Below are 11,888 nucleotides of genomic sequence, written 5' to 3'. Positions count from 1 at the left end.
GCCCCTACCCGCGCCGGTGCAGCTCGATGGCGAGCGGGGTGGCCGTGAACATCGAGGAGTACGTCCCCACCGCCACCCCGATGAGCAGGGCCAGCGCGAAGTCGGTGAGGGAGTCGCCGCCGAACACGGCCAGCGCGGTCAGGATGAACGCCGCCCCCATACCGGTGTTCACGGTCCGGGGCAGCGTCTGCAGCAGCGCCCGGTTCGCGAGCGTCGCGAAGGGCGCCTTGGGACCGCGCCGCACCATGTCCCGTACCCGGTCGAACACGACGACCGAGTCGTTGACCGAGTAGCCGATGACGGTGAGCAGCGCCGCCAGGAAGACGCCGTCGATCGGCTTGCCCAGCCAGGCGAAGATCCCGACGAGGATCACCACGTCATGGGCGAGGGCCGCGACGGCCGCCGTGCCGAACAGCCAGCGGAACCGGGCGGACAGATACAGCAGTTGCGCGCCCAGGGCGACGGCCAGCGCGATGAGCGCGCCCCGGCGCAGCTCCTTGCCCAGGCTCGGGCCGATCGTCTCGTCCCGCAGTTTGTCGGCCCCGCCGCCCACCGCGCCGACGGCCTCCGTCACCGCCGACGCCTCGGCGTTCGTCAGCCGGTCGGTGCGCACACTGATCCGCTGGTCCCCGGACGACTGCACGACGGCCCCCGGGAAACCGGCGTCGGCGAGCGCGGCGCGGGCCCGGTCGGGGTCGACGGGGGAGGAGGTGCCGTACTCGATGAGCCGGCCGCCGGTGAACTCGACGCCGAAGTCCAGGCCGCGGACCGCGATGCCCGACGCGGCCAGCGCCAGCGCCGCCGCCGACAGGGCCAGCCAGCGCCGTGGCCGCCGCATCAGCCGGGGCTCCCTGCGGGCCAGCCGGTCCCGGACCGCGCCGGTGTGCGCGATGCCGGTCAGCCGGGGGCGGCGGCGCAGCCAGGGCCGGTTGACCACGGGATCGGCGAGGACGCGGGTGACGACCAGCGCGCTGAACATGGAGGCGAGCACACCGATGCCCAGGGTGACCCCGAAGCCGCGCACCGGGCCGGAGGCCAGGAAGAACAGCAGGCCGGCGGCGATGAGCGTGGTGATGTTGGAGTCGGCGATCGCGCTGAACGCGCCCTTGAAGCCCGCCGCGAGGGAGGACCGTGGGCTCGGCCGGCTGCGGGCGGCGTACTCCTCGCGGGCACGCTCGAAGACGAGGACGTTCGCGTCGACGGCCATGCCGATCGCCAGGACGAACCCGGCGAGACCCGGCAGGGTGAGCGTGGCGCCGAGCGCGACCAGCGCGGCGTAGGAGATCAGGCCGTAGCAGACCAGCGCGACGACCGCGAGGGTGCCGAGCAGCCGGTACACGGCGATGATGAACACGCCGGTCAGCGCGGTGCCGACGACGGCCGCCCAGGCGCTGGCGGTGATGGCCTCGGCGCCCAGCGTCGGGCCGACCGTGCGCTGTTCGACCGTCTCGACGGGCACCGGCAGGGCGCCGCCGTTGATGAGCAGGGCGAGTTCCTTGGCCTCCTCGGCGCTGAACGAGCCGGTGATCTGCGTGGCCCCGCCGCCGATGCCGGTGTCGCAGCGGACCGAGGGGTCGACCTGTGGCGAGGAGATGACCTTGTCGTCCAGGACGATGGCCACCCGCCGGCTCGCGTCCCCGGCCGGATGGCAGGCGGCCTTGCCGGTCAGCCGGGCCCAGCCGTCGCCGCCGCCCTTGAAGTCGAGGGCGACGTGCCAGCCGGCCCCGCCCTGCTGGTCGAAACGGGCGGCGGCCTCCTCGACGTCCTTGCCGGTCAGCGAGGCGGCGGCCAGCCGCAGGGGCTGCCCGGCCTCGTCCTCCAGCACGCGCGGGCCGCTCGCCCCCGCCTGCGTGGAGGCCGTACCGAGGACCTCGTGGAACGTGAGCTGCGCGGTGCGGCCCAGGACCTCCCCGGCCTGGGTCGGATCCTGGACGCCGGGCAGCTCCACAACGATCCGGTCGGTGCCGGAACGCGAGAGGGAGGGCTCGGCCACGCCGAGCGCGTCGATACGGTCGCGCAGCACCTCCAGGGTGCGGTCGGTGGCCTCGGCGGCGGAGTCGCCCTCACCGGGGCGGGTCTCCAGGACGATCTGCGTACCGCCTCGCAGATCCAGCCCGAGGCGTACGGGCACGGTGAACGAGATGAACACGGACAGGGCGATCACGGCGAGGGCGAGCAGCCCTCTGAGGCGCAGCGCGCGGGTCAAGGGGGGCCTCCGGCAGGCACACCACGGCCACGAGAGTGACCGGGGTCGGGCGGGGAAGGGAAGGACGGTGCGTCAGATGCCGGAGGCGGACGGCGGAGCACGCCGGTGGTGGTCGTGACCCGGGTGGGCGTGCCGCGGCGCGGCCGCCGCAGGCAGGGGCGTACACGCGTACGACGGCTCACGGTGCGGCGCGCTGCGCGCGGTGGGGACGGCGGGCGGCGCCGGCCGTTCGGCGGGGGCGTCGCCCTGGCCGCGGACCACGGCGGGACGGACGTGGTCGTGTCCGTCGTCCACGGACGGCGCGCCGCCGGCCGCGGAGGACGTGGGGGAGGGGTGCGGGCCGGCGTGGGCCGGAGGGCTCAGCAGTGCCAGGAGCACGGCGAGCAGGACGGCGACCGGCCCCGCGGCACGGGGGACGACGCGTGCGGTGCGCGCCATACGCCGTCCCCTCCTCCGGTTCTGCGGCTGTCTCGGTCGGGGCCCGAGGGACCTGGCCGGGGAGTAGGCGGCCGGGACCCTCGGGCAGCTGGGGGGTGGGTCAGGGCTCGATGAGCCCGGCCCGGATGGCGTAGCGGGTGAGCTCCAGACGGTCCCGCAGACCCAGCTTGTGCAGCAGGTTCGCCCGGTGCCGGTGGACCGTCTTGATGCTGATGAACAGGAGCTCGGCGATCTCCTTGGACGAGTGGCCCTCGGCGACGAGCTTGAGGACCTCCTCCTCACGGGGCGTGAGGACCTGACCGGGGGGCTCCTCGCCGTGGCGGACCCGGTCGAGGTAGTTGCGGATCAGGGCGGTGACCGCGCCCGGGTACAGGAACGGCTCGTCGCGCACGGCGGCCCGGCAGGCGGTGACCAGGTCGCGGTCGGCCACCGACTTCAGCACATAGCCGCTCGCCCCGGCCTTGAGCGCCTGGAAGAAGTACTGCTCGTTGTCGTGCATCGTCAGGATCAGCACCCGCACGTCCGGCTTCAGCGCGTTGAGTTCCCGCGCGGCCTGGAGCCCCGTCATCCGGGGCATGGTGATGTCCAGGACGGCCAGGTCGACGTCCTGGCCGCGGGCCAGCGCGACCGCCTCGGCGCCGTCGCCGGCCTCCGCGACGACCTCCAGATCCGGCTCCCGGTCGAGGATCAGCCGCACCCCGCGCCGTACCAGCGCGTGGTCGTCGGCGAGGAGGATGCGGATCACGGGGGTGTCGGTGCTGGTCATGACTGCTTTCCGGGGACGGACGGAACGGGCACGGCGAGCCGGACCTGTGTCCCGGCCCGCGGTTCGGAGGTGAGGTCCAGCGCGGCCCCCACGAGCAGGGCCCGCTCACGCATGCCGCGGATTCCCGCGCCCTCGCGCGCGACGCCCGTGCCCCGGCCGTCGTCGGTGACGGACAGGACGACCGTGTCCCCGGTGTGCCGCAGACTCATCTCCACCTTCCCGGCCTCGGCGTGGCGGGCCGCGTTCGTCATGGCCTCCTGCGCGACCCGGTACAGCACCAGCTCGGTCTCCGGGTCCAGCGCGGGCAGGTCGGTGTCGAAACGGCGGGTCACGCGCAGCCCGGTGTGGGTGGCGAACTCCGTCGTCAGCGAGGTCAGCGCACTCACCAGACCGAGGTCCTCCAGGACGCCGGGGCGCAGCCGGCGCACCAGCCGGCGGACCTCGTCCAGGCTCTCCCGGGTGATCTCCTGCGCCTGCTGCAGCTCACCGCGCAGGGGCTCCTCCGCCTCGTCGGCCGCCCTCTTCAGCACCAGCAGGATCGCGGTCATGCTCTGACCGACCTCGTCGTGCAGCTCCTGGGCGATACGGCGCCGCTCGCCCTCCTGCGCGAGCAGGGCCCGCGCGCTGCTGGCGGCGCGTTCGTGCTCGAGCCGTTCCAGCATGGCGTTGAAGCCGCTGATCAGCTCGGCGGTCTCACCCCGCCCCTGCTCCGGGAGACGCTGGCCCGGCCGCAGCAGGTCGACGGTGGTCATCAGCCGGGTCAGCCGCCCCAGCGGGGCCAGCCCGATGCGCAGCAGGGCGGCGTTGGCGATCAGCATCACGGCCAGACCGCCGACCAGGATGATCGCCTCGGTCAGCAGCACCGGCACGGAGACGGTGACCGGCGCCCACAGCAGCAACGCGGTCGCGGTGCCCAGCACCACGGCGTTGAGGGCGAAGATCCGCCAGAACAGGGACACCGCGATGACGCCTCTCTCCTTGTGACAGGGCTCTGTCCTCCCTTTCGGTCACCGCGTACCCGGGGCATGAGCCACGGCCATGGCTGGGGACACGACCTAGGGCCTCTCGTTCGGATCAGGCTGGATCCAAGCGAAAGACCCTGGCCCCAGCTTGCTCCCGGCCGGCCGCCGCGTCGATGGGTGCCAGTGCCCATTTCCACCGGTCCCGGCCCCGTCGGCCCCCGGGCGGCACGGTCCGTAAATGGGTATCGCGCCCGATGGGATTCCCGCGCGCGGTCGGCCACGGTGGGGGCATGACCCAGCAGCCACCGTGACCCGGCGCCACCATCCGCCAGGCCTGCCCCCGGCAGGCCTTCTCCGTATGCCCCAGCCCGTCACGAACGCTTCGACGCTAGGACCCGCCATGTCTCCCGAGACCACCCCGACCGATCACCGACTCAAGCCCGCGACGGCCCACGAGACCCGTCAGCGGCTGGAGCACGAGCGAGCCACCCGGCTCACCCAGTTGCAGGCCCTCGCCGAGGCCGGTCCCGGCGAGGAGACCGCGGAGCACCTGATGTCGGCGCAGAGGGAGACTCTGCGGCGCGTCCTCAAGGAGATCGACGCCGCCTTCGCCCGCGTCGAGGACGGCGGCTACGGCACGTGCCAGGGCTGCGCCAAGCCGATCCCGGCCGAACGCCTGGAGATTCTGCCGTACGCGCGGTACTGCGTGCCCTGCCAGCGCAGCACCGCCTGACGACGCCCCCGTCCCCTCTCCGTCTCCCGCCCTGCCCGAAGGGGTGAAGTGGTGAACCAGATCACCGGTGACCGCACCGCGACGCTGTCGGCCGAGGACCTCGCGGCGCTCCGCGAGAACCTGCACGAGCAACTCCTCTTCCGCCAGGAGCAGCTCCAGCAGCTCACCGTCCCGGCCCTGCCCCGCGCCGAGGCGCTGCCCGACCGCCAGGCCGCCGGCCGTATCGAGGTGCGCGTCAAGCTCGCCGCCTCCGCGCGCATGGTCCTCGCCGACGTCGAGGCGGCCCTGGCCCGCATGGACGACGGCAGCTACGGCACCTGCCGTCTGTGCCGCCGGACCATCGACCGCGACCGCCTGATGATCGTGCCCCAGGCCCGCTACTGCGCGCGGTGCCAGCAGGTGAAGGAGGCCCGGCGGTGACGGCGGTCGACCCCCACGCGGCCAGGGCCCGGCACCGGCCCTGGCCCCGGCGCTGCCCCGGCATCGCGCTCGACCTGGGCAGTGCCCGCACCCGCGCCTGGCTGCCGGGCCAGGGCCTGCTCTTCGACGTCCCGACGGTGACGTTCGGCGACGGCCCCCTGCACCCCATACGGCGTGGCGTCATCGTCGACACCCCCGGCACCGCCCGGATGCTCGACCGGCTGCTCGGCCACCGCCTGCCCCGGCTGGGCCGGCCCCTCGTCATCCTGGCGGCGCCCGTCCTCGGGGGCGTGACGTTCCGCGCGCAGGCCCGCACCGCGGCCGAGGCCCTGCGGCCGCAGAGCGTGCTGACGGTCCCGGCGGCCCGGGCCGTGGCGGAGGCGGCCGGCGCCGATCTGCGCCGGCCCCTGCTCGTGGCGGACATCGGCGCCCATGTCACCGACGTCGTCCTGCTCACCGACGGCACGGTGACCGACGCCCGCCGCACCACCGTGGGCACCGGCGACCTCGACCGGTCGGCGCCGCCCGCGCGCGTCACCGAGGCGATCATCGCCATGGTGACCGCCGTCCTGGACCAGGACGACACCCCGCAGACGCTCGACGCCCTGCGGCGCGGCATCCTCCTGGCGGGTGGCGGCGCACTGCGCCCCGACATCACCTACCGCCTGACGGACGCGCTGCACGCCCCCGTGAAGCCCGTGCCCGCCCCGCACACCGCCGCCGTACGCGGCGCGGCCGCCCTGCTCCAGGCCGCGCACGGCCACCCGTCTGCCGCCCCGGGCCCCGACTCGGCGCGCCATCCGCACTAGGGACTCCTCCGCAGACGCCCAGGCCCACCACGGGCTCGTCTTCCACAGCCCACCGGAAGCCGGCCACGCGGAAGGAGACCCCCATGGCCCGCGCGATCCCCCCGGCACAGCCACCGCCGGACCACCCCGACCCCGAGGAACCCCGGCACGTCCTGACCTGGCGCTGGCGGCGCAACCCGCTGCGGCGCCCCACCGACCTGGCGCAGGCGTGGATCGCCCTCGGACTGTTCCTCGCCGTCCTGGCCGCCACACCCGCGGCCATGTTCCTGGCCGGCGACGCCGCCCACCGCCACTATCTGCACCAGGCCCGCCACCAGGCCGCCACCCGCTACGAGGCCACCGCCGTCACCGGGCACGACGCGCCCGGCCACCTGGAACCGGGCAGTGACGAGGCCGGGAAGGCCCGCTACCCGGTCACCGTCCGCTTCACCGACGACGAGGGCCGCACCCGCACCGCCGAGGCGAAGGTGCCACCGTCCCTGCCCGCCGGCAGCACGATCCGGGTCTGGGTCGACGCCGAAGGCCAGGTGACAGGACCGCCCCTGACCCGGGATCAGATCCGCGACAGCGCGCTCGGCTGCGCGGTCCTCGCCGCGCTCGCCGTGCCCGTGGCCGCGGCGGTCGCCTACCGCTGGGCCGTCCGCCGGCTGGAGCGGCGCAACCTCGCCCGGTGGGAGGAGGAGTGGGCCCGCACGGCCCCGGACTGGACGGTGCGCTGACCCGCCGTACCGGATCTTGGTGTTCCGCTTGCCGGGCCGACACGGACCCGCGGTATCAGGTGCCCACGAAGGCACTCCACGCACCCGCCGAAATGGCCGAAGGCGGTGCCGAACCCCCCCTCATCCGGTCAACCTCCCCTGTCTCCGGGCGTATCGGGACCGCCCGAGGGCACTCACGTCGCACGCCGACGGCACGCCGAAGGACGTCGGCATCGTGAGGAGAGAGGGAGCTCATGCGGAGCAGAGGGGTGAAGGCGTCCGCGATCGGAACGGCCGTCCTGCTGGGCAGCGTCGTACTGACGGGCTGCGGGGGCGACGGCGCATCGGAGGCCGGCGAGCCCGCGGCGGCCGGTGAGAGCGCCGGCGGCCGGCAGCAGAGCACACAGGCCGTGCGCGGCGCCTACGACAGGACCGCCGAGGCCGACACGGCCAAGATGACCGTCAGGGTGAAGGCCGCGGCCGAAGGGAAGGCGGTCGGCTCCGACGGCAAGGGCGCCATCGACTTCGAGGACGGCACCAGCACCATGACCGTCACCGCCGAGGGCCGGACCGTCGAGCAGCGCGTGGTCGACCAGGTGCTCTACCAGAAGGTGCCTGGGCAGAAGAAGGACGGCAAGTCCTGGATGAAGATCGACCTGCGGAAGGTCGCGGAGCAGCAGGGCGCCGACCCCGGACAGATCGGTGACCCGGCCCAGTCCGCCGCCTACGCCAAGGCGATCAGCGACGACGACGTCAACAAGGCCGGCTCCGAGAAGATCGACGGGGTCGACACCGTCCGCTACGACGTCTCCGTCGACGTCTCCCGGCTGCCCGGCGGCGACCGGCTGCGCGAGCAGGTCGGCCCGACCCTGCCCATGCGGCTCTGGCTCGACGACGACGGCCGCATCCGGCGCCAGCAGATCGACATGACCGTCAAGGCACCGGCCTCCGCGAAGCCGGAAGCGAGCGGTTCGCCCCAGCAGGTGAAGGTCAGCACGGTGATGGAGTTCACCGACTTCGGCACCGACGTCGAGGCCGAGGCCCCGCCGGCCGGCCAGGTGGCCGACGTCACCGACCAGGTGGCACGCCAGGGACAGAAGCAGAGCTGACCCACCCGGGCCCGGCCGCGCCAGGCCGGGCCCCGCGGCATTTCCCGCCCCTCACCGGGTGGGACGTGACGGTTCCCGGGCATCCGTAGACGGACAGCCGCACACCGAGGGAGCGTCCGACGACCATGGGTACCGCCGTCCGCGTGCCACAGACCCGCGACATGATCGGGGACGAGCTCTCCGGCGACGAGGCGTTCACGGCCCTGCGCCACTACGGAGGATGGCGGCTGCTGACCGACTCCTTCGCCCGGTTCCGCTACGCCGACGGGTTCAGCAACGCCCGCGCCCTCGCCTTCCAGGTCGTGCTCGGCCTGGTCCCGTGCACCGTGGCCCTCGTCGGACTCGCCACCTCCGTGCACACCGAGGGCGTCGGCGACATCATCGAACGCACCCTCGGCCGGATCGTGCCGGGCGCCAGCGCCGAGATCGTCGCCGACGCCTTCGACGGCACCCGGCGCACCGCCCACGGCGACGTCTGGGGCACCCTCGCCCTGTGGCTGGGCCTGGGCTTCGCCCTGCTCAACCTGGCCTCGGCCATGGGCCAGATCGAGCGCGGCGCCAACCGCATCTACGGCATCGAGCGCGACCGCCCCTTCCCCCGCAAGTACGCCCGCGCGATGGTGCTCGCCCTCGCCGCCGGACTGCCGCTGGGGCTCGGCTTCGTCACCCTTGTCGCGGGCGAGGCCGTCGGCGACGCCGTGGCGGCCTCCGCCGGCCGGGACGGCGGAGGCCGGTGGTGGGACGCGCTCGACGTCCCCGTCGGGCTGGCCCTCGCCTGGGTGGCCTCCGCCGTGATCTTCCGCTGGTGCCCGCGCCGGAGGCAGCCCGGCTACACCTGGCTCGCGTTCGGTTCGGCCGTGCACCTGGTGCTGTGGGTGGCGGCCACCTGGCTGCTCGCCCTGTACGTGGAGGGGAGCGGCGCCTTCGGTGCCCTGTACGGCCCGCTCACCGCGTTCGTCGCCCTGCTGCTCTGGGCCAATCTGACGGCCGTCGCCCTCTTCCTGGGCATCGCCTTCGCGGCCCAGCTGGAGGCGGCCCGCGCCGGGATCGCCTCCGCCGTCCGGCCCGACCCCGGGGCGGGCGGGTGACCCGCGGGGCCCCGGGGAGGACCCGCCCTCAGGCGCGCGCCGCCGCCGTCACCGTCGCGGGGTCCACGCCCGTCAGTTCGACGATGCGGTGCGGTGCGACACCGGCGGCCAGGGCCCGCCCGATCAGGCCGTCACGGCCGTCCGCGCAGTCCCGCCAGGCCAGCAGCTCCTCCTCGAGGCGTGCCAGCGGCTCCGGCGCCGCCGTGTGCCTCACCCGGCTCAGCTCCTCGTCGCCGAGCGGGACCGGCAGGCGCTCGGCGCCCTCGGGGATCGCCCCGGTCTCCTCCGGCGGAAGCAGCCGCAGCCTCGGGTCGGTCGCGGTGACCCGCTGGGCGTCCAGCCAGGCGCGCACCGCGGGGGTGTTCATACAGGCGAGATCACCGACGGCGGCTGGGGCCACGCCGAGCGCCGCGGCGGCGTCGGCTTCGTCGAGCAGGAACAGGTAGGCGTCCTCGGTCATGGATCCTTCTCCACAGGCAGATCGGCGGTGGGGCGGGACTGAACGCCCTCCGCTTACCCCGCCGGAGCGGCATTACCGCGCCTCTTGCCGGGCTCGGGCGACCCGGGAATGCCGCCCGGCGTGACCGGACGATCTGTGCTACGGTGAAGGAGTTGCAGTTGTGGTACCCATGAACCTATGTGCGCCTGACGGGAATGTTCATCCATCAGGCGCATTATTCGTTTTACCGGCTTCTCCGGATGGGGCCCGTTGCCTATCAGAAGGAGAACGTCATGGCACAGGGAACCGTGAAGTGGTTCAACTCCGAAAAGGGTTTCGGATTCATCGAGCAGGACGGCGGCGGCCCTGACGTCTTCGCCCACTACTCGAACATCGCGACGCAGGGCTTCCGCGAGCTCCAGGAGGGCCAGCGGGTCTCCTTCGACGTCACGCAGGGCCAGAAGGGCCCCCAGGCGGAGAACATCGTCCCCGCCTGATCGCCGGACGTATTCCGCTCACCGGGGTCCGCATCCTTGTGATGCGGACCCCGGTTTGTGCTGTTTCCAGGAAGGCAGAGAGAACCGCATGGCCCGCAGACCCCAGAAGTCGAATCGACGCGCTACGGCACCCGCCTCACCCACGCCGTCGCACAGGGAATTCCGGTTGCCGGAAAGCACGACGCCCGCACTTCCCGCCGTCGAGGACTTCGCCGGTCTGGACATGCCCGAAGCGTTGCTGAAGACCCTCGCCGCCCAGGGCGTGACCACCCCCTTCCCCATCCAGGCCGCCACGCTTCCGAACTCGCTCGCGGGGCGCGACCTGCTCGGCCGGGGCCGTACCGGCTCCGGCAAGACGCTCGCCTTCGGGCTGGCCCTGCTGGCCCGCACCGCCGGGCTGAGTGCGCAGGCCAAGGCGCCCCTCGCCCTGGTGCTGGTCCCGACCCGCGAGCTCGCCCAGCAGGTGACGGACGCGCTGACGCCGTACGCCACGTCCGTGAACCTGCGCCTGACCACCGTCGTTGGCGGCCTGTCGATCACCAAGCAGGCCGGTGCGCTGCGGCGCGGGGCCGAGGTCCTGGTGGCCACCCCCGGCCGGCTGAACGATCTCGTGGAGCGCGGCGACTGCGTCCTCGACCAGGTCCGCATCACCGTGCTGGACGAGGCCGACCAGATGACGGACATGGGCTTCCTGCCGCAGATCACCAAGCTGATCCAGCAGGTGCGGCCCGACGGCCAGCGGCTGCTGTTCTCGGCCACCCTGGACGCGAACATCGACCGGCTCGTGCAGCGCTTCCTCAACGACCCCGTGGTCCACTCGGTGGACCCGTCCGCCGGAGCGGTGAGCACCATGGAGCACCATGTGCTCCATCTCCTCGACGAGACCGACAAGAAGGCCGTCACCACGCGGATCGCCGCCCGCGACGGCCGGGTCATCCTCTTCCTGGACACCAAGAGGTCCGCGGACCGGCTCGCCAAGCGGCTCCTGGCGGTCGGCGTCCGCGCCGCCGCGCTGCACGGCGGCCGCTCCCAGCCACAGCGCAACCGCACCCTCGAGCAGTTCAAGAACGGCGACGTCACCGCGCTGGTGGCGACCAACGTCGCGGCACGCGGTATACACGTCGACGACCTCGACCTCGTGGTGAACGTCGATCCGCCGACCGACCACAAGGACTACCTCCACCGGGGCGGCCGCACGGCCCGTGCCGGCGGCTCCGGCAGCGTCGTCACGCTCGTCCTGCCGGATCAGAAGCGGGACGTCACCCGGCTCATGTCGGAGGCGGGCATCCGTCCGCGGACGTCCCGGATCACGTCCAGCGACACCGCGCTGACCACGATCACCGGGGCCCGCGAACCGTCCGGTGTGGCCGTGACCATCCCGGTGCCGGAGCAGCCGCAGCCGGCGTCGTCCCGCCCGGCCCGCAAGACCGGCACCGCCACGCCGTCCCCGCGCGGCGGCCGTCGGCGCCGCGGCGAGGGCGCGGCCAAGGCGGCACCCGAGACCGGCGCCCGCAGGACCGGCGGCGGTTCTCCCCGCCGGTCCGGGTCCGGCGCGGCGGGCTCCACGGGCGCCTCCGCCGGCGGAGCGCGGCGCGGGGGCCCGCGCAGGTCCGGGGCCGGCGGGGGAGCGGCGGGCCGTACGGCTGACCGCCGCGGCGGCGGCCGTAGCGCGTAGAAACCGCAGCTCACGCACATACGAGGGCCGGCCCTCCGCGGACAGCGG

General features: G+C 73.8%; 13 protein-coding genes. 8 read left to right on the top strand and 5 right to left on the bottom strand.

Features of this window, described 5'->3' with window-relative positions:
* Window positions 1–4: 4 nt before the first annotated feature.
* The 4 genes from secD to ACFV46_RS23890 form a co-directional block, all read right to left on the bottom strand.
* Window positions 5–2,206 (bottom strand): protein translocase subunit SecD, encoded by a 2,202-nt coding sequence (gene secD, locus ACFV46_RS23905; protein ID WP_376729940.1) that lies wholly within the window; start codon window positions 2,204–2,206, stop codon window positions 5–7.
* Window positions 2,207–2,278: 72 nt separating this feature from the next.
* The gene (locus ACFV46_RS23900) at window positions 2,279–2,644 is read right to left on the bottom strand and encodes a hypothetical protein (protein ID WP_376729941.1); all 366 of its coding nucleotides are present in this window, start codon (window positions 2,642–2,644) and stop codon (window positions 2,279–2,281) included.
* A gap of 100 nt (window positions 2,645–2,744) precedes the next feature.
* Window positions 2,745–3,410, bottom strand: coding sequence for a response regulator (locus ACFV46_RS23895; protein WP_376729942.1), 666 nt, complete (start codon window positions 3,408–3,410; stop codon window positions 2,745–2,747).
* A complete protein-coding gene (locus tag ACFV46_RS23890) occupies window positions 3,407–4,369 on the bottom strand; it encodes a sensor histidine kinase (RefSeq protein WP_361934345.1) in 963 nt (320 codons plus the stop codon). Before ACFV46_RS23890 ends, ACFV46_RS23895 begins: the two co-directional genes overlap by 4 nt.
* A 403-nt stretch (window positions 4,370–4,772) precedes the next feature.
* Between ACFV46_RS23890 and ACFV46_RS23885 the strand changes: the two genes are divergently transcribed.
* The 6 genes from ACFV46_RS23885 (at window position 4,773) to ACFV46_RS23860 (ending at window position 9,229) form a co-directional block, all read left to right on the top strand.
* Complete coding sequence (locus ACFV46_RS23885) at window positions 4,773–5,105, top strand: TraR/DksA family transcriptional regulator (protein WP_385499577.1); 333 nt, start codon at window positions 4,773–4,775, stop codon at window positions 5,103–5,105.
* A gap of 48 nt (window positions 5,106–5,153) precedes the next feature.
* On the top strand, window positions 5,154–5,525 hold the full coding sequence (locus ACFV46_RS23880) for a TraR/DksA C4-type zinc finger protein (protein ID WP_361934351.1): 372 nt from the start codon (window positions 5,154–5,156) through the stop codon (window positions 5,523–5,525).
* Window positions 5,522–6,334: a rod shape-determining protein gene (locus ACFV46_RS23875; RefSeq protein WP_385499576.1), complete on the top strand. Its 813-nt coding sequence runs from the start codon at window positions 5,522–5,524 to the stop codon at window positions 6,332–6,334. The genes ACFV46_RS23880 and ACFV46_RS23875 overlap by 4 nt, the downstream gene beginning before the upstream one ends.
* 83 nt (window positions 6,335–6,417) lie before the next feature.
* Window positions 6,418–7,053: a hypothetical protein gene (locus ACFV46_RS23870; protein ID WP_376729950.1), complete on the top strand. Its 636-nt coding sequence runs from the start codon at window positions 6,418–6,420 to the stop codon at window positions 7,051–7,053.
* 233 nt (window positions 7,054–7,286) lie between these two features.
* Window positions 7,287–8,141: a hypothetical protein gene (locus ACFV46_RS23865; RefSeq protein WP_385499574.1), complete on the top strand. Its 855-nt coding sequence runs from the start codon at window positions 7,287–7,289 to the stop codon at window positions 8,139–8,141.
* A 125-nt stretch (window positions 8,142–8,266) separates the two neighbouring features.
* Entirely contained in the window at window positions 8,267–9,229 is a 963-nt protein-coding gene (locus tag ACFV46_RS23860; protein WP_361934363.1) for a YihY/virulence factor BrkB family protein, read from the top strand.
* Between the two features lie 28 nt (window positions 9,230–9,257).
* On the opposite strand, the gene ACFV46_RS23855 is transcribed toward ACFV46_RS23860, so the two are convergent.
* Window positions 9,258–9,689: a DUF6003 family protein gene (locus ACFV46_RS23855; RefSeq protein ID WP_385499573.1), complete on the bottom strand. Its 432-nt coding sequence runs from the start codon at window positions 9,687–9,689 to the stop codon at window positions 9,258–9,260.
* A 272-nt stretch (window positions 9,690–9,961) separates the two neighbouring features.
* Here ACFV46_RS23855 and ACFV46_RS23850 point away from each other — a divergent pair, with 272 nt between their 5' ends.
* Both ACFV46_RS23850 and ACFV46_RS23845 read left to right on the top strand, forming a co-directional pair.
* Window positions 9,962–10,165 carry a cold-shock protein gene (locus ACFV46_RS23850; RefSeq protein WP_007502648.1) on the top strand — a complete coding sequence of 68 codons (204 nt, stop codon included), beginning with the start codon at window positions 9,962–9,964 and terminating at the stop codon, window positions 10,163–10,165.
* Window positions 10,166–10,253: 88 nt separating this feature from the next.
* Window positions 10,254–11,840 (top strand): DEAD/DEAH box helicase, encoded by a 1,587-nt coding sequence (locus tag ACFV46_RS23845; RefSeq protein ID WP_385499572.1) that lies wholly within the window; start codon window positions 10,254–10,256, stop codon window positions 11,838–11,840.
* Window positions 11,841–11,888 lie beyond the last annotated feature (48 nt).

This window comes from Streptomyces sp. NPDC059852, from assembly GCF_042731455.1.
In the GTDB taxonomy this organism is placed as follows: Bacteria; Actinomycetota; Actinomycetes; order Streptomycetales; family Streptomycetaceae; genus Streptomyces.
The sequence above is the reverse complement of the archived record's forward strand: the minus strand, read 5'-3'. Positions and strand labels throughout refer to the sequence as shown.